The 17,248-nt window shown below is 63.5% G+C and carries 12 protein-coding genes; 5 read left to right on the top strand and 7 right to left on the bottom strand.

Annotated features, from left to right (window positions below):
- Window positions 1–21: 21 nt before the first annotated feature.
- The gene (dnaK, locus tag NATGR_RS15640) at window positions 22–1,971 is read left to right on the top strand and encodes a molecular chaperone DnaK (RefSeq protein WP_005581070.1); all 1,950 of its coding nucleotides are present in this window, start codon (window positions 22–24) and stop codon (window positions 1,969–1,971) included.
- Window positions 1,972–2,578: 607 nt separating this feature from the next.
- The gene (gene dnaJ, locus NATGR_RS15635) at window positions 2,579–3,733 is read left to right on the top strand and encodes a molecular chaperone DnaJ (RefSeq protein ID WP_005581069.1); all 1,155 of its coding nucleotides are present in this window, start codon (window positions 2,579–2,581) and stop codon (window positions 3,731–3,733) included.
- A 391-nt stretch (window positions 3,734–4,124) separates the two neighbouring features.
- Here dnaJ and NATGR_RS15630 read toward each other — a convergent pair whose 3' ends face one another.
- From NATGR_RS15630 to NATGR_RS15610, 5 genes are all read right to left on the bottom strand, one after another.
- Complete coding sequence (locus tag NATGR_RS15630; RefSeq protein ID WP_005581068.1) at window positions 4,125–5,378, bottom strand: MFS transporter; 1,254 nt, start codon at window positions 5,376–5,378, stop codon at window positions 4,125–4,127.
- Between the two features lie 284 nt (window positions 5,379–5,662).
- Window positions 5,663–8,614, bottom strand: coding sequence for a PAS domain S-box protein (locus NATGR_RS15625; protein ID WP_005581066.1), 2,952 nt, complete (start codon window positions 8,612–8,614; stop codon window positions 5,663–5,665).
- A gap of 177 nt (window positions 8,615–8,791) precedes the next feature.
- Window positions 8,792–9,310: a GNAT family N-acetyltransferase gene (locus NATGR_RS15620; protein ID WP_005581064.1), complete on the bottom strand. Its 519-nt coding sequence runs from the start codon at window positions 9,308–9,310 to the stop codon at window positions 8,792–8,794.
- Window positions 9,311–9,385: 75 nt separating this feature from the next.
- Window positions 9,386–10,237: an agmatinase gene (speB, locus tag NATGR_RS15615; protein ID WP_005581062.1), complete on the bottom strand. Its 852-nt coding sequence runs from the start codon at window positions 10,235–10,237 to the stop codon at window positions 9,386–9,388.
- A complete protein-coding gene (locus tag NATGR_RS15610) occupies window positions 10,237–10,611 on the bottom strand; it encodes a translation initiation factor IF-5A (protein WP_005581061.1) in 375 nt (124 codons plus the stop codon). The genes speB and NATGR_RS15610 overlap by 1 nt, the downstream gene beginning before the upstream one ends.
- 148 nt (window positions 10,612–10,759) lie before the next feature.
- Here NATGR_RS15610 and NATGR_RS15605 point away from each other — a divergent pair, with 148 nt between their 5' ends.
- Together NATGR_RS15605 and NATGR_RS15600 are read left to right on the top strand one after the other, a co-directional pair.
- On the top strand, window positions 10,760–11,335 hold the full coding sequence (locus NATGR_RS15605) for a hypothetical protein (RefSeq protein ID WP_005581060.1): 576 nt from the start codon (window positions 10,760–10,762) through the stop codon (window positions 11,333–11,335).
- Between the two features lie 63 nt (window positions 11,336–11,398).
- Window positions 11,399–12,670 carry a PQQ-binding-like beta-propeller repeat protein gene (locus tag NATGR_RS15600; protein WP_005581058.1) on the top strand — a complete coding sequence of 424 codons (1,272 nt, stop codon included), beginning with the start codon at window positions 11,399–11,401 and terminating at the stop codon, window positions 12,668–12,670.
- Window positions 12,671–13,463: 793 nt separating this feature from the next.
- On the opposite strand, the gene NATGR_RS15595 is transcribed toward NATGR_RS15600, so the two are convergent.
- Together NATGR_RS15595 and NATGR_RS15590 are read right to left on the bottom strand one after the other, a co-directional pair.
- On the bottom strand, window positions 13,464–15,077 hold the full coding sequence (locus NATGR_RS15595) for an ABC1 kinase family protein (protein ID WP_005581056.1): 1,614 nt from the start codon (window positions 15,075–15,077) through the stop codon (window positions 13,464–13,466).
- 66 nt (window positions 15,078–15,143) lie between these two features.
- On the bottom strand, window positions 15,144–15,548 hold the full coding sequence (locus tag NATGR_RS15590; RefSeq protein ID WP_005581054.1) for an Hsp20/alpha crystallin family protein: 405 nt from the start codon (window positions 15,546–15,548) through the stop codon (window positions 15,144–15,146).
- 117 nt (window positions 15,549–15,665) lie between these two features.
- Between NATGR_RS15590 and NATGR_RS15585 the strand changes: the two genes are divergently transcribed.
- On the top strand, window positions 15,666–16,949 hold the full coding sequence (locus NATGR_RS15585; RefSeq protein WP_005581051.1) for a molybdopterin molybdotransferase MoeA: 1,284 nt from the start codon (window positions 15,666–15,668) through the stop codon (window positions 16,947–16,949).
- Window positions 16,950–17,248: the final 299 nt, after the last annotated feature.

Below are 17,248 nucleotides of genomic sequence, written 5' to 3'. Positions count from 1 at the left end.
GTGCGCACAATACCCCCCATAATGGCGAGCAACAAGATTCTCGGAATCGACCTCGGAACGACGAACAGTGCCTTCGCAGTGATGGAAGGCGGCGATCCGGAGATCATCGCCAACGCCGAGGGTGAACGGACGACGCCCTCGATAGTCGCCTTCACCGACGACGACGAGCGACTCGTCGGGAAGCCCGCGAAGAACCAGGCCGTCCAGAACCCCGAGAAGACGATTCAGTCCATCAAGCGTCACATGGGGGAAGAGGACTACACCGTCGAGATCGAGGGCGAGGAGTACACGCCCGAAGAGATTTCGGCGATGATCCTCCAGAAGATCAAACACGACGCCGAAGAGTACCTCGGCGACGAGGTCGAGAAGGCCGTCATCACGGTCCCTGCGTACTTCTCGGACCGACAGCGCCAGGCGACCAAAGACGCCGGCGAGATCGCCGGCTTCGAGGTCGAGCGCATCGTCAACGAGCCGACCGCCGCGTCGATGGCCTACGGCCTCGACGACGAATCCGACCAGACCGTCCTCGTCTACGACCTCGGGGGCGGCACCTTCGACGTCTCTATTCTCGATCTCGGCGGCGGCGTCTACGAGGTCGTCGCCACCAACGGTGACAACGACCTCGGTGGCGACGACTGGGACCAGGCGATCATCGACTGGCTCGCCGAGACCTTCGAGGCCGAACACGGAATCGACCTCCGCGAGGATCGACAGGCCCTGCAGCGTCTGAAAGACGCCGCCGAGGAAGCCAAGATCGAACTCTCCTCGCGCAAGGAAACCGAGATCAACCTCCCCTTTATCACCGCAACCGACGACGGCCCGATCCACTTAGAGGAGTCGCTCACTCGCGCGAAGTTCGAGTCGCTGAGCGAGGCCCTCATTGAGCGCACCGTCGACCCGACCGAGCAGGCACTCGAGGACGCCGGGTACTCGAAAGACGACATCGACGAAGTGCTGCTCGTCGGTGGCTCCACGCGGATGCCACAGGTCGAAGAACAGGTCGCGGAACTCACCGGAAAGGAACCACAGAAAAACGTCAATCCCGACGAGGCCGTCGCACTTGGCGCGGCGATCCAGGGTGGTGTCCTCGGCGGCGAAGTCGACGATATCGTCTTGCTCGACGTGACGCCTCTCTCGCTGGGCATCGAGGTCAAGGGCGGTCTCTTCGAGCGTCTGATCGAGAAGAACACGACGATCCCGACCGAGGAGTCGAAGATCTTCACCACCGCGGCGGACAACCAGACGACCGTCCAGGTACGGGTCTTCCAGGGTGAACGCGAGATCGCCGAGGAAAACGAACTGCTCGGTGAGTTCCACTTGACCGGCATCCCGCCGGCACCAGCCGGAACACCCCAGATCGAGGTCACGTTCTCGATCGACGAGAACGGGATCGTCAACGTCTCCGCCGAGGACAAAGGCTCCGGCGAGAGCGAAGAGATCACCATCGAAGGTGGTGCCGGTCTCTCCGACGACGAGATCGACCGCCTGCAGCAAGAAGCCGAAGAACACGCCGAAGAGGACCAGAAACGCCGCGAGCGAATCGAGGCCCGCAACACGGCCGAGGCGACGATCCAGCGCGCCGAGAAACTCCTCGAGGAGAACGACGAACAGGTCGACGCCGAACTCCGCGAATCGATCGAGGCGGCAGTCGAAGACCTCGAGGCGACGATCGACGACGACGATGCCGACGCCGAGGCGATCGAGGCGGCGACCGAAGACCTGAGCACGGAACTGCAGGAGATCGGGAAGCAAGTCTACCAGCAGGCCGAGGGCGCAGCGGGTGCCGGCGGCGCTGCTGGCGGCGCAGCCGGCGGCGCTGCAGGAGCGGGTCCCGGCGGCATGGGTGATATGGGCGGGATGGGCGGTGGCCCGAACCCCGGTGCCGGCGCGGCCGGTGCAGATGCCGACGACGAGGAGTACGTCGATGCCGACTTCGAAGACGTCGACTTCGAGGAAGACGACGACGAGTAACGCGTGAACGGAGGCGGTTTGCTGTCCGTCAGCTCCGGCACGACCGCGAGCCCTCCTGGGGTCGCGCCGGTAAAGCGGTACAGCAGTCCGTCTCATACGGATTGTTGTCACTAGTGGCGGGCCAAGCCTGAACTGAAGGGTCGAATCTGGCGGTGTCGCTCGGTTCGACCCGTCAGTCGACGGTTGGGACGGTACTAGTACTATCCCAAGCATGGACCGACTAGTTGAGAGTTGGCCAAAACCGATCACGATTCTCGATCAGAAGTGGAGTGCCCTAGTCAGAGTAGACTTGGGACAGTACTAGTGGCGGGCCAAGCCTGAACTGATGGGTGAAACCGAATGCGGTCGTCTGGGTTCACGCAGCAGTCGACGCTTGGCGGAGTACTAGTTACCGCAGATCACCGACCCCGTTCTGGCGATCAACGGGAGTTGACTACAGTAAGTCGTGCAAAACGCCAGTCTTCGGTCGGAAGCAACGCCCCGAGTTCGACACTGTCGGAAGCGGACAGTTTGTTTCAGCCGCTAGTCAGTTAGGCCGTGCGTTCTCGCCGAGTCGACCATCGAGCGTTCGTTTCAAGTGGCTCAATGGACTACCGGTGGACAACGAATGAGCGAGGATTTCTACGACGTACTCGGTGTGAGTTCGGACGCCTCCACCGACGAAATCAAACAGGCCTATCGGGAGAAGGCCACCGAATACCACCCGGACGTCAGCGACGACCCTGACGCCGAAGAGAAGTTCAAGAAGATCCAGAAAGCCAAGCAGGTTCTCACCGACGAAGAGAAACGCCAGGCCTACGATCGGATGGGTCACGAGCGATACGAGCAGGCCGAGAAACACGGCTTCGACGCGAGCGACCGTACTGGCGCTGGCGGGATGGGCGGCGACCCGTTTGGTGGGATGGGCGGTGGCAGCATGGGTGGCGGGCTCGGCGACATCTTCGAGCAGGTGTTCGGTGGCGGTGGCCGGGGCCGTCGCCAGCGGTCGGGCCGTGATCTCCGAACCGAACTCGAGATCGACTTAGCGGAGGCCTACTCGGGCGTCGAAAAGCAGTTTACGATCGAGCGACCCGAGGCCTGTTCGGCGTGTCACGGCGAGGGCCATCCGCCCGATGCAGACGCCCGGACCTGTCCGGAGTGTCAAGGTCACGGCCAGAAGCGGCAGGTGCAGCAGACGCCGCTCGGGCGCGTCCAGCAGACGACGACGTGTCGGCGCTGTGAGGGAGAGGGGACGCTCTACTCCGAGACTTGCAGTGAGTGTCGCGGCGAGGGGTACGTCCGCAACGAGGCGACGCTGACCGTCGAAGTCCCTGCCGGTATTCAGGACGACCAGACCCTGCGGATGGAACGTGAGGGCGCACCGAGCCCCGACGGCGGGCCGAACGGCGACCTGCTGATCGACGTCTCGATCCGCGAGCACGAGGAGTTCGAGCGCGAAGGAGACGATCTCCGGTACCGGCTTCCAGTCTCGTTCCCACAGGCGACCTTCGGCGACACCGTCGAAGTGCCGACCCTGGACGGTGCCGCAGAGTTCGAAATTCCTGCCGGCACTCAAAGCGGTGAGACGTTCCGCCTCGAGGGCAAGGGAATGCCTCGCCTGCGCGGGCGCGGCGACGGCGACCTCCACGTGCAGGTCCAGGTTGTCACCCCCGAGAGCCTGAACGAAAACCAGCGCGAAGCTCTCGAGGCCTTCGCCGAAGCCGGTGGCGACGAGATCGAGGTCGCCGACGGGTTCTTCGAGAAAATAAAGCGAGCGTTCTGACAGCACGTCACTCCTCGAGTCGGGGTACGTTCGGCGTCAGCCTCTCGGTCGTCTCGCGTCGACGCCACGATCCGGATGGGTGACGGTGAGAAACCCGTCACTCCTACTGTCGACGACGGCATCCTGCACTCGCGTCCGACCGGCACTGCATGTTGTCGAGAGATTCGGCTAGTACCGTCCCAACCGTCGACTGACGGGTCGAATCGAGCGACACCGCCAGATTCGACCCATCAGTTCAGGCTTGGCCCGCCACTAGGGGCGGGATACGGCCGATACTGTCGGAAAGAAGTCACCGAAAAAAGTGGCCACACGGACGCGGCGAGTTCTCACGATAACGCTGGCCGGTAGTGTCAACTGCTGGGTCGAGCCCGGTCTGGGCCGGGTCAACTCGTCAGTCGACGGTTGTGGCGCAACGAGTCTGCGGTCGAGCGACCAGGAGACCGAGCGCCAGTAGCGTGGCACCCCCGACAGACGTCGCGAGCAGCCAGAATGTCGGCCGAAACCCGACGTGTTCGGACAGGACGCCGACGATAGCGGGTGCAACGGCTCCGGCAGCCATCAGCAGAGTCCGGACGACACCCAGTCCACCACCCGCTGCTTCGTCGGGGAGCACGGACATCAGGTAGGCTCCCCTGACGGGGCGGAACCCGTGAGCACCGATCCCAGCGGCGACGAGTGCGCTTCCGAGGACGACCGGACCGACCGATCCGGTCAGTGAGACGAACGCGACCAGCGAGAGCGTCGCGAGGCCGAGGGTCGCGACAATGATCGGCAGTTGGCTGAGTCGATCGCTAAGTTCGCCCGTTACCAACTGGACGAGACTCGCAAGAAAGAGACCGCTGTACAGCAGCCCTGCCGTCGTCTCCGTGAGTCCGGCCTCGTCGGTCAGATACAGCGGGGCGAACGCGACCAGGCCGTTGTACGTAAACGCGAACAACACAGTCAGCAGTGCGAAAACGGAGAACCGCCAGTCGAAAAACAGCGGTGTGTATCGTCGAAGTTCGGCAATTCCGACGGTCAGAGAAGTTGCACCGCCGCTGGTTTCGTCGTCGGGGACTCGTGCCGGAACGCGTCGCCAGAACGCCACGGAAAATCCGAGACCGACGATGCCAGCAGCCAGATAGACCAGTCGCCAGCTCTCACCGAGGGCGAACGTCATCCCGGCGACGGCGACGACGGCCGCGGGCGCGACCACGCCACCGAACGTGCCGAGCGTATCGAACACGCCGAGTGCCCGACCGGTCCGGGCTGGATACGCTCGAGAGAGCAGTCGGACGGCGACAGTCTTGTGTGCTCCGGTGCCTGCGCCCATGAGCAGCATCGCGACGACGAGCACGACGAACGGGGAGTCGACGACCAGAGTAAGTGACGCGATCGACGCGACGAGGACGCCTGCCGTGATGACGGTGACGGAGCCGAGTCGGTCGGCGAGAACGCCGGAAGGAAACTGCATGAGTGCGTAGACGAGCATGAAGCCGGTAAACGCCGTTCCGAGGACGGCGTTCGAGACGCCGTAGCTCTTCTGAAAGAGACCAAAGAGTGGCGGAAACGCATACCGGATGAACTTCGCGAGAAACCAGATTCCGGCAGTCAAGAGAAGAACGTCTAGCTCGGTCGTCCGTCGTATAACCGTCGTAACCGACATCACGTGTTGTCGGGTGTAGGATGCTGGCCCGACTAGAAACCTCCGATTGTATGCTCGGTGTTTCTCGATTGGAGACCGTGGGCGTGACCAGTACGAACTGTCGATCGTCTTCGACGGAGCACGACGGGGCGTGTCTGCAGTCGAACCCGGTCCCGGTCAGTGAGAGTGAGAAAGAGTAGTACGGACTGTTGTCCCGATGTCCCGACGCGACCGCAGGCGGGCTCGCGGTCGGGCCGGAAATGGCGGACAGCAAACCGTATGAGTCCACCGTAACTCACGGCCCGTCACGTCTCAGTGGCCGGAAGGGTAAAGCGAAATATCGTGCCGTCGCCGGGTTCGGATTCGACCCAGATCTCGCCGTTGTGGCGTTCGACGATGCGTTGACAGAGCGCGAGGCCGATACCGGTACCCTGGTGCTCCCCATGTGCGTGCAGGCGCTCGAACACCTCGAAGATGTGCTCTTGCTCGTCCGGGTCGATCCCGATCCCGTCGTCGTGAACCGAAACAACCCAGTCGGTGCCCTCGCGATCGGCGGTGACGTCGATCTGGGGTGGTTGTTCGCCGCTGTACTCGATCGCGTTACTCAGGAGATTCTGGAACACTTGACGAAGTTGCCCAGCGTCGCCCTCGACACGCGGGAGGTCGTCGACCGTGATTTCGGCGTCGCTCTCTTCGATTCGGAGCCGTAGATCATCACGAGTCGTTTCGAGAACGTCGTTCAAGTCGACCGATTCGAACGCATCACCCGCTGTTTCGACCCGCGAGTACGCGAGCAACCCGTCGATCATGTCGCGCATCCGGTCGGCACCGTCGATAGCAAACTCGAGAAACTCCGTGCCGTCCTCGTCGAAGGCGTCTCGGTACCGACGGTCGATCAGTTGGAGATAGCTCGAGATCATCCGCAGCGGTTCCTGGAGGTCGTGGCTGGCGGCGTACGCGAACCGTTCGAGTTGCTCGTTCGATTCCTCGAGGCGCTCGTTCGACTTCTCGAGGTCCCGTACCAGTTCTTCGCGTTCCTGCTGGTACTGGTTGCGCTCGATGGCTTCAGCGAGGATGTTGGCGACGCTCTGGACGAAGGTCACGTCCTGGTCGGTGAACGCTCGACGGTCGGTGTCGTGAGTACCGAGGATACCCCACGCGTCTCCGAACGGTCCGATGATGGTACTGATCCCACTGTGAACGTCGTGGGTCCGCAGTAGATCGGGACCGCTAAACCGCGTCTCCGTCTCGAGATCCTCGACGACGATCGGGTGATCGTTGGCCAGAGTGTACGCAGCCTGGGAGTCTGCTTCGACGGCGGACACCGTCGCGTCACCGACGATCCCGTCGTGCCAGCCGACGCCCTCGCGTAGCAACAGCTCTTGCTCGTCGGGACGGAGATCGAGCACCTTGCAGTACTCGTTGTCCAGTACGTCCGCTACCTGCTGGACCGTTTCGGACATGAGTTCGTCGAGGTCGTCGGTCTCGAGTGCGAACTGTCCGAGGTCGGCAACGGCCTGTTGCTGGCGAGCGCGCCGTCCGAGCGCCCGTTCGCGCTCTTTGTGCTCGGTGATCTCCTGTGACGTCGCCGTGGCGGCGAAGACGTCTCCATCGTCGTCTCGAACCGGGACGAAGCGGAACTGATAGACCTGGTCGTCGATCGTCTCTTCGAACTCCGAGGGATCGCCATTCAGCGCAGCCTCGTAGTGTGGAACAACGATATTCGCCAGTCGTTGAGGTAACACCTCACGCACCGGAGCCCCCTCGAGTTCGTCTCTCGAAGCGTCTACATCTCCCTCCGGTGTCCCCCCAAACGTGACGTAATGGAGGTCTTCGTCGACGAGGGCGGCGACACCGTTGGGGAAGTTTTCGATGAGCGTCTCGGTCCATCGTTGGTACTCCTCGAGTTGTCGCTCGTACTCCCGGCGTTCGGTGACGTCCTGTACGACGAGCATTCCCCCGAATATCCCGTCGTCGGCGCGTCTGACCGGGAGGGTGTAGGCATGAAAACACCGGTCGTGGAACTCGACTTCGAACGAGTTCGACTCACCGTCGAGGGCAGCCTCGAAGTATGGCTCGACTTCCTCGAGGAGAGCGTCGGGATAGATCTCGTAGACGCTGTTCCCGATCCGGTCCGCTTCGTCGACGCCGACGCCGTCTAACAGACGGCCGCCGATAGCGGTGTACTTCAGGTCCTCGTCGAACAGACCTACGGCACCGTCGGGGAAGTGCTCGACGAGCGTTCGGTACCGCCGCTCGGATTCCTCGAGCGCCCGTTCACGCTCTTTCCGCTCGGTAACGTCGCGGAAGACACCTGTCCGGCCGACCGACCCGTCTGCGAGTTCGTACGGGCCGAATCGTCCTTCGACCGGAATCGTCTCATCACTTGCAGTTTCGAGTTCGAACTCGAGGGACACGTACTCCCGTTCGTCTCCGAGGGAGTCCCCGGTCGTCGCCGTGGCTCGCTCGATGATCGTCTCGTCGTGGACGAGCGTCGCGGGTGCACCCTGTAGCTCCTCGCGTTCGTAGCCGGTCATCTCGCAGAACGCCTCGTTGACCATCACGAATCGGTCGTCGTCGTCGAGCGTTACGACGCCGTCCCAGATCGTCTCGATCGTTTTCTCGTATCGTTGCAGTTTTCGTTCGCGGTTCTTCTGGTCGGTGATCTCACGGAAGTACACCGACAGCCCCGACTCCGATGGGTAGATAGCGGTGTGGAACCACCTGTCTACCGGATCGTAGTAGTCCTCGAGAACGACCGGCTCTTGCGTTTCGAGAGCGTTCGACAGTGCGTTCTCGAAGGGGTCGGTGAGGGTGACTATATCGCGGATGTCCGTCCCGGTTGCGGACTCGTCTAGTCCCAGAACGTCCATCGCGTGACTGTTCAGGACCAGGAATCGGAGATTCTCGTCGAGAGCGTAGAACCCATCCGAGATGCGTTCGAGAACCTCGTCGAGTTCACCCTCGAGTTCGTCGCGTTGGCGATTGGGTCGGGCAGTTTGTGTTCCCTGCCTCCGTTCGGACTCTTTCTCCTCGCTATCGTCGGCCGCAGCCGGCCGCCACCACACGCGTCCACTTCCACCGACCGTCTTGGTCTCGAGCCAGCCGTGATCGACGAGTCGCTCCAGACGCTCGTCGGCACTCTGATGGCCGCAGCTGACTTGCTCGGTGACCTCCGTCGTCGTCAGCGGTGCCCCACCCGCGTCGAAGAGCGCGAGGACTTCCTGCAGTGACTCGGTCAACGATGCAGAAGTCATACCATAGCACAACCCCCAGACGCCGATAAGGGCTGCGCCGGTGGAAACCGACTGCGACCGCACGACTCTCCTCCGTCACTCTGTGGATTTCCAGTGACGAACGTTTCGACCAACAGGCCGGTAGAAAGAACGGCGTAGTGACCGGAGACGGACGGACCGAAACCGCGGATACAGCGATCAGAGGTCTCGAGCGACCATCTCGCCCCAGTGGTCGAACCCGTGGCGCTCGTAGAACGCCTGCGCACGCTCGTTTTCCCGATCGACGTCGAGGACGAGTCGCTCGAGCGGGAGATCCTGCTCGCGAGCGGCTTCGACGGCGGCAGTCATCAGTTCGTCGGCGATACCCGTTCCGCGGTACTGTTCGCGGACGTAAATCTCGTTCAGGACGGCGGCGTCCCAGATATAGGCGTGGGTGTCGGGCAAAAGGAAGACGTAGCCGACCGGATCGGGTGAGGGGTCGTCGCTGGTACCGTCACCGTCGTCCGCGACAGCCACCTGCACGCTTCGTTCGTCGTGCTCGATACAACGTTCGACCCACTCGAGGTATCCCTCACGGTAGTCGTCCGTGAGCTTCGCGGCGTACGTGGCTGCCTTCTGCTCGCCACCGGTCCCGGAGCCGAGTCCAGTCTCGAAAGCGCGTTTCAGCTCCCAGAGTGTGTCGGCATCCGACGCCGGATCGTACGGTCTGATCGACATACACGGATGAGTCGCGGGAACTGGTATAACGCTGCTGGTCCCGGTAGGAAACGAACACCGATCGGCGGCGACCCGTTAGGCGGAAGACGAGTCGGCTCCACTCGAGTAGACGAACTCTCGGAGGAGTTTTCCCGCGAGCGAGGCGGCCTGGCCGTCGTCGCGGTCGTTGACTTCGACGACGTCGAAGGCCGTCGCCTGTGGGGCGACCTCGCGGACGACCGCCCGCATCTCACGGGGTTCGAGGCCGAACGGCTCCGTCGTCCCGGTACCGGGCGCGTAGGCTGGGTCAGCCCCGTCGATGTCGACACTCAGGTAGACTTCGCGTCCCTCGAGACGGTCGCCGAAGGTAAAATCGGCGACATCCGCGGGCGCAACGACGGTGACGTCGTCTTCGGCCGCTCGCTCCCACTCCGGCTCGCTGCCCGTTCTCGCACCCAGGATAATCGCTTCCTCGACCGATTCGTCCTCGAGAATGCGACGGGTTACGCAGGCATGAGAGAGGTCGTTGCCGTCGTAGTCGTCGCGCAGGTCGAGGTGGGCGTCGAGACAGACGAACACCTCGGGGTCGGCGGCGCGTACGCCCGCAAGCGAGACTGTGTGTTCGCCCCCCAAAAGGAGAGGGACGGCATCGTCCCAAACGATATCGCGCAGCGTCCCCTCGAGCCACTCGAGGTAGTCGGGAACGTCGTCCCAGGCCCGAACGTCGCCGTGATCGACGACGTCGAGTTCGGAGAAGTACTGGTCCGTTCGACGGTCGTAATCGTCGAAGGTCTCCGCAAACGTCCGGATGCGCCGGGGGCCAAAGCGAGTCCCCGGCTGAAAGGTCGTCGTGGCGTCCAGGGGCGCACCGACGACCACGAAGTTCGCGTCCTCGCGGGCCACACCGGCGTTGCTCCCCCCGCGTTCGTCAGTTGCCCCGGGGAACATCAGATGATCTTTCGCTGGTCTTCCATCTCGAGGTATTCGATGTTCTCATCGGGCGAGGGGTCGGCGTCCTCGGGGACGCGCATCGTGATCGTCTCGTAGGTCTCTAAGTCCATAATCTGCATGTCGGAGCCGTCGACGGAGACGACCTGGCCCTGTTTGCGCTCGATGATCGGGACCCAGATCTTCGCGTCGACCGGCTGGGAGAGCGATCGTTTCTTGCCGTCGAAGACGCCTTCGGCTTCGATTCGGGCTTTAGCGCTGCCGTGTTTCCCCGGCTTCGCGGTGGAGTAGCCGTTGATCTTACACGGTGCGTCGTCGATCATTACGTAGCTGCCTTCCTGGAGGTCGCGAACTTCGGTTTGCTGCTTCGCCATGTCCCGGGGTAATCAACCGACGGTCATAAACCGTTTGGAATACGCTCCGAGCGGCTTCAGCCCGTTAACAGGTCACTTGGAAGCCGTGCCACGGCAGCCGAATCGAAACGAAACGGTCACCTGAATCCGCCGTGGATCTCCCACAGGAATGATCGACGGCGGACTCGAGCCAACGGGCCGTCTTCTGGCCGGACTCGCGGTGCTGGGTCTGCTCGGCGCGGCCACCGTGATCTACCGGCGTCGGAACCGCGGCTCTCGGCCGGAACTCACAGCCGCTCTCGACACAGCACTCGCCGACGCCCTCCCGGCGGGGCGAGGGACTCACCTCGAGCAGCCGCCGCAGGGTCGAGGGATCGACGTACTCGAAGGTGAAGAGGGAGACGAAACGATGGAGACGCGACTCGCCCCGGCCGTTCGAATCGATCTCGAGACCGCCGACACGCCCGGAATGGAACTGGTCTTCGACTACGTCGCGGACGTACTCGAGGCAATCCACCCGGTTCTCGAAGATCACGACGAGCCCGTCGTCCGCTACGACCTCGAGTTCTCGTTCGGCCCGGACGGCCTGCTCGTCGACGGCGAGCGTCGGCGCGTAACCGTCCCCGCGACGTTTGCAGAGCGGCTGCTCGAGGAGGAGACGTATCGGGCGTTCGACCTCCGAAAGGATGTCGAACGGGTGGACGAACGCGAGGACGAAGTCGGGACGCTCTGGGCGGCGTGTTGATGGGCAGCCGTCTATTTATCGACGGCCAACACTTATCAGCCGCGTGTCCGAACGTCGATAGCGATGCCCTCCAGACGCACGCTCCTCGCGGCCTGCGGTAGCGCGGTCCTCGCTGGGTGTTCGACGCGATACGCCGATCCAGCGGGCGACGCCACCTGGCCCCAGCGCGGCCGGGACGACGCTCGAACGGCGACGCGGACCGACGGCCCCGATCCGCCGTTGACGACTGCGTGGCGGTACGACGCGAACGCGGACCTCGGCAGCCCGGATTGCTCGCCGGTAATGGCCAACGGAACCGTCTTTCTTGCGTACACCGAACACCGCGATGACGGCGAACAGGCCGCCGTCCTCGATGCGGTCGACGCCGAGACGGGTACACACCAGTGGACGACGACCGTCGCGACCACGACCGCACAGATGCAGGAAACGCACAGTCACACCGATTCGCTCGCAATCGTCGACGACGCTGTGTTGCTCCAGACCGCGAACGGACTGGTGGCTCTCGAGAGCGGCGACACCGACGACGCTGGAACCGAACGCTGGCGGTTCGACAACGTCGGCGACGGCCAGCTCGGTTCCATTGCCGCACAGCCAGGTGTCGGCAACGGGGTCGTCTACACCGGCTTTCATCGTCACGGACGGGAGGAGAGCCAGCCCGAATTCTACGCGATCGACCTCGAGGACGGCGAGGAGCGCTGGCGTTACGAGATCGACGACTGGGACGACCACCTCGTCTACCCGCCGGCAGTCGACGACGGTATCGTCTACGCTGCGATAGGTGGTGGCGGAGTCGTGGCGGTCGACGCCGCTGACGGGACAGAATTGTGGAGCGAGCGCTTCCCCGTCTACAGTGCTCCGACGGCCGGGGAGGGACGTGTGTTCGTCGGGATCGACGCCGACGAGAGCGGCGTCGCCGCCCTCTCGACGGAAACGGGGGACCAACAGTGGACGCGAACGGACGCCGACGACGCCGTCGTCCCCACCGGTGCCGCCGTCGCCGACGGCATCGTCTACTACGCGGCGATGGACCGACTCGTCGCTAGAGACGCGGCCACGGGCGATCCAGTCTGGACCATCGATGAAACCGGCTCTTCAGAGGGCGACCATATCTACAGGAGTGTGCCGACCGTCGCCGGCGACTCTCTTTACGTGGCCGGAAGCTCGCTGTTCGCCGTTGACCGGGAAGCCGGCGAGTTACGGGAGCGAATCGGCGACGTCTGGACGAGTGCGTCGCCCGCGGTCGGCGACAACGTGGTCATCGCCTCGCTCGAGGAGGGAACACTGGAGGCGCTGGTGGAGTGTCGAACCGAGTTGTTCGGTCGCTGTCTCCGCTGACGATCAGCCCTCGAACACGCCCCCAATCCGTGCTATCTTTAAACAGCGAGAGAATCCCGCCGTTCACGGCGGGCGTGAATCGCATCACTCGACTACTCAATCCACCGTCGCCGACCGGTCTGAAACCCCAACGCTTAGTACGCACCGCATCGTACGTATTTGCAAGGTTTACGTCGGCTTTCGGCACTTGCGCGGAAGTACGAGACGCGTTGAAACCAACGTCCTGGGTTTTCCGGGGCGAAGGTTCCCACGGTCGGATGGACCACGGTTCATCGGATGCGGGGTTCGCGTCGTTCGTCAGCACGGGAACCCGGTCTACGGGCCGGGGAAGTGTGATCGAACCGACCGTGCCGCGAGGCATGACCGCTTGGGAGAGAGACGCCCTGAGAAACCGGGCGTCAATGACTCGCTTGCGGATGGGAGCACACGTGACGGTGCCACAGGACGCTCCCGAGCGAGGGACGAACCCCGTTCCACCGACCTCGGGAGAGGCAGTCCTGAAACCTGCTCGGCAACAGGCCGGGTTTCCTCGTGCTGGGGAAGCCCCGTCGTTTACGACGGGGAGGATGTCACCCCTCCCTCCTCGAGTTCGTCGGTCGACAACCCGAACCCGATCCAGAACTCGCCGAGCCCCGCTATCTGCGGTCCGTCGGAAACGGGGCCGGCGGGCGTCACTGCCGGCGTCGTGCGGACGAAGTCGCTCGGGACGTTCCGTCGGGACGTCCCGGTCGGCGGCAGAAAGCGAGTCGCTCGTAACTCACGGGTGGCCGACCAGCGAAAAGAGCGCTAGCTGTCACTCGTCTCCGCGGCGCTGGCGGAGGCTCTGGCGCGTGAACTGCGGTCGGGCCCGGATCGCGCGAACCCGACGGAACGACCGGTAGAGCTGAATCCCGACGACCACCGAAAACGCTGCGGCGACGAGCGACGCTTCGGGAGCCTCGAGAGCGTACAGGACGCCCATCGAGAACAACGACATCGTCAACAACATCCCGTAGATGAGCCGTTTCGCGAGGTTCTCGAAGACGTTCTGTGAATCTTCGACGCCGACTCGGACGGAGAGGTCATCTCGCTCGAGTCGATCGAGGGCGCGTTCGGTTTTGGGGGCGATCCGGGTCAGCGAGTCGGCGGACTGGAGTATCTGCTCGCCAGACTCGCGTATATATCGGCGGATCGACTCCTCCCGATACCCCTGTTCGATGAGGTAGTCGGTCGCCGTCGCGATGAAGTCGTAGTCTTGATCCAGCGTCACGCAGACGCCCTCGACGACCGTTGCAACACGGAGGACGAGCGCGAGGTTCTTCGGCAACCGAAGCGGGAACTCGTAGATCGAATCCTCGACTCGGCCGATGACCTGGTGGACGCGGTACTGCTCGATGTCCTCGCCGCGGGCGTCCTGGATTGCCAGTTCTATCACGTCGGTCATCACCGCCCGGTCGGCGTCCGGCGAGAGCGTCCCGATCTCGATCAGCACGTCGAGGATCGACTCGATATCCTGGTTCGCGACGGCCGCATAGAAGTCGACTATCTTTTCCTGGAGGTACTCGTCGACCCGTCCGGACATACCGAAGTCGTAGAAGACGATTCGCCCGTCGTCTGTCACTGCCAGGTTTCCGGGGTGAGGATCTGCGTGGAAGACGCCGTCGTCGATGATCATCTGCATATACACCCGCTGGAGGTTCTCTGCGATCTCGCCCCGATCGATCCCCCGGCGGTCGAGCTCTTCGACGTCGTTGATCTTCGTTCCGCCGATGTACTCCATCGTGAGAACGCGAGGACTCGAGTGACTCTCGATCACGTCGGGGACGACACAGCGGTCGTCGACGGCGAGATTCGACTTGATCTCCTGAAGCATCTCGGCTTCGCGTTCGTAGTCCATCTCCTCGCGGATCGTCTTCGAGAACTCGTCGGCGAGGTTCTCGAGCGAGAACGCTCGGGCGTCGTCGACGAAGTACAGCAGGATCGGCAGCGACCAGTGAATGACGCGGAGATCGGCCCGAACGAGTTCTTCGACGCCGGGTCGCCGGATCTTGACTGCGACCTCGCGCGTTCCGTCGTCGTCGATCCGAGCGCGGTACACCTGTCCCAGGCTCGCACCGCTTATCGGGTCGGTGTCGAAGGAGACGAACCGGTCGTCGACCGGCCCGAGTTCGTCCTCGAGCACCTCCTTTGCGCCGTCCCACTCTGCCGGCGGAACGTCGTCTTGTAGCGACGAGAGCACGTCGATGTACGCTGGGGGCAAGACGTCGGGTCGGGTCGACAGCAACTGACCGAGTTTGATGAACGTCGGTCCGAGATCGAGAAGTGACTCGAGCAAGACGTTGGCGCGATACCGATGTGTCTCGGGATCGACCTGCCTTCGACCGCCAAACAGGAGGAATCGACGACGGTCACGGGCGTACGCGATCAACAGCGGGAGAAACTGCCAGGCGACGAGAACGAACCGTTTGTACGCACGGAGAGTGGGCAGTCTCGGTCACCTCGGTTCGTCGTCGGTACTCTCCCCGTCCCCGGGGCCGCGTTCCTCGTTGTCGACGACTTCGATCGTCGTCTTTCCGTCCGGTGCCTGCTTGGGAAGCGTCAGTTCGAGGACGCCGCGGTCGACCGTCGTCTCCGCGTTGCTTGCAACTGCGTCGTCGGGGACCGGGAGAGAGACGTCGAAAAAGAGCGACCGGTTCTCCGATAGGTACTGATAGTCGGCGGGAAGTTCTTTCTCCCGCTGGGCGTCGACGTAGAGCGTGCCGTCCTCGATTGTGAGATCGATCGAGTCGGCGGTGACTCCCGGGACGTCTACGACGAGCAAGTAGGCTTCGTCGCTCTCGAGTAAGTCGAAGAAGACGTCGTCGGAGAGATCCCGCAACGCGTCACGGAGCGCGGACATAGCTACTGGTTCGAACGCCGATACGAAAAAGGCCGCGGTAGCGGCCACTCCCAGAACGCGTGTTCTCGACTCCCGAGGTCCCGTACGCTTTTGATCCCTGCCGACCCGGTTCAGAGTATGAAAGGAACTGACAGCGAGCGGACTGAGGCCGGTTTCAAGGTCCGGACGCCGATCGACGAGGCACGGCAGGTCCTCCGAGCGGCGATCGAGCAAGCAGAAGACGAGTTGCCAGCCACCGGGACCGAGCGCGTCGAACTCGACCGAGCAGACGGGCGTGTCCTCGCCGCCCCCCTCGAGTCGGCCCGGAACGTCCCCCACTACCGGCGGGCCGCGATGGATGGCTACGCCGTTCGCGCCGAGGACACCTTCGGGGCGAGCGAACGCTCACCCGAGATCCTTCGGACGGTCGGCAGTGCCGAAGACGACGGGACGACCGTCGATCCGGGGACGGCAGCACGCGTCCACACTGGAAGCGCGCTGCCCGACGGTGCAGACGCCGTCGTGATGATCGAACGAGTCTCGGAACTCGAGGCCACTGGCGAACTCGAGGTCGAGGACGCCGTCGCCGAAGGCGAGAACGTCGCCCCGACCGGCGAAGACGTCGACGCAGGCCAACAGCTCTACGACGCTGGCCACCGCCTTCGCCCGTCGGATCTAGGTCTCCTCCGATCGGTGGGATACGCCCAGGTCGAGGTCACAGAGCGTCCTACGGTCGGTGTCGTACCAACTGGTGAGGAACTCGTCGATAGCGATCCCGGCCCTGGCGAGGTGATCGAAACCAACGGCCTCACCGTCTCGCGGCTGGTCGAACGCTGGGGTGGGGACGCGACGTACCGCGACGTCGTCACCGACGACCACGAGTCACTCCGGGTGGCGATCCAGCGCGATCTGACGAAAGACGTCGTCGTCACGACCGGTGGTTCCTCGGTCGGCGAGCGCGACCTCCTGCCGGAGGTAATCGACGATCTCGGTGAGGTGCTCGTCCACGGCGTCGGCCTGAAACCCGGCCACCCCGTCTGTCTCGGCATCGTCGAGGAAACACCCGTCCTCGCTCTGCCTGGGTATCCCGTCGCCTGTATCGTCAACGCCGTCCAGTTCCTCCGACCGACGCTGCGCTGGCTCGCAGGAACGACGCCCGACCCCCACCCAACTACGAGGGCGGTCCTCGAGCGAAAGATCCCCAGCGAACCCGGAACGCGGACGTTCGCACGGGTACAACTCGACGAACGAGACGCCGTCGACGACGAACCCGAGTACGCCGCAACTCCGACTCGAGCCAGTGGGTCGGGCGTGCTCTCGAGCGTCGCACTCGCGGATGGCTGGGTGGTTGTCGACGACGACCGTGAGGGGATACCCGAAGGCGAGCCAGTCGCCGTCCAGGACTGGGAAGTGAACCCCTGAAATCGGCCATCGTCTCATCCGGAGTGCTGTACCGATTTCTCGGCGCGACTGCAGGAGGGCGTGCGGTCGCGCCGGAGCTGACTGACAGCAAACCGTCTCACCCGTCCGTCGGCAAACGCGTCCTCGAGTCTGTTCCCGGCCACGAGAGGCTGCTCGAGGCGGCGTTTGGACACCTCGATTACCGGTTTGAGGCCGGCGATTGCGTCGTCGGTCGCCACACCGGTTGAGAACGGAGCCACGACGCTGGCGTTCACCTCGCCGTTCACGAGTGTGAGAGCACTCGGAGCCTTTCACCAACC

This window comes from Natronobacterium gregoryi SP2, from assembly GCF_000230715.2.
GTDB lineage: Archaea > Halobacteriota > Halobacteria > Halobacteriales > Natrialbaceae > Natronobacterium > Natronobacterium gregoryi.
Note: the sequence above shows the minus strand (reverse complement) of the source record. Positions and strands in the feature narration are given on the sequence as shown.

What these genes read in the sequence shown, in the direction of transcription:
- dnaK (WP_005581070.1), top strand. Translation starts at nt 22, where the DNA reads ATGGCGAGCAACAAGATTCTCGGAATCGACCTCGGAACGACGAACAGT.
- dnaJ (WP_005581069.1), top strand. Translation starts at nt 2,579, where the DNA reads ATGAGCGAGGATTTCTACGACGTACTCGGTGTGAGTTCGGACGCCTCC.
- NATGR_RS15630 (WP_005581068.1), bottom strand. Translation starts at nt 5,378, where the DNA reads ATGTCGGTTACGACGGTTATACGACGGACGACCGAGCTAGACGTTCTT.
- NATGR_RS15625 (WP_005581066.1), bottom strand. Translation starts at nt 8,614, where the DNA reads ATGACTTCTGCATCGTTGACCGAGTCACTGCAGGAAGTCCTCGCGCTC.
- NATGR_RS15620 (WP_005581064.1), bottom strand. Translation starts at nt 9,310, where the DNA reads ATGTCGATCAGACCGTACGATCCGGCGTCGGATGCCGACACACTCTGG.
- speB (WP_005581062.1), bottom strand. Translation starts at nt 10,237, where the DNA reads ATGTTCCCCGGGGCAACTGACGAACGCGGGGGGAGCAACGCCGGTGTG.
- NATGR_RS15610 (WP_005581061.1), bottom strand. Translation starts at nt 10,611, where the DNA reads ATGGCGAAGCAGCAAACCGAAGTTCGCGACCTCCAGGAAGGCAGCTAC.
- NATGR_RS15605 (WP_005581060.1), top strand. Translation starts at nt 10,760, where the DNA reads ATGATCGACGGCGGACTCGAGCCAACGGGCCGTCTTCTGGCCGGACTC.
- NATGR_RS15600 (WP_005581058.1), top strand. Translation starts at nt 11,399, where the DNA reads ATGCCCTCCAGACGCACGCTCCTCGCGGCCTGCGGTAGCGCGGTCCTC.
- NATGR_RS15590 (WP_005581054.1), bottom strand. Translation starts at nt 15,548, where the DNA reads ATGTCCGCGCTCCGTGACGCGTTGCGGGATCTCTCCGACGACGTCTTC.
- NATGR_RS15585 (WP_005581051.1), top strand. Translation starts at nt 15,666, where the DNA reads ATGAAAGGAACTGACAGCGAGCGGACTGAGGCCGGTTTCAAGGTCCGG.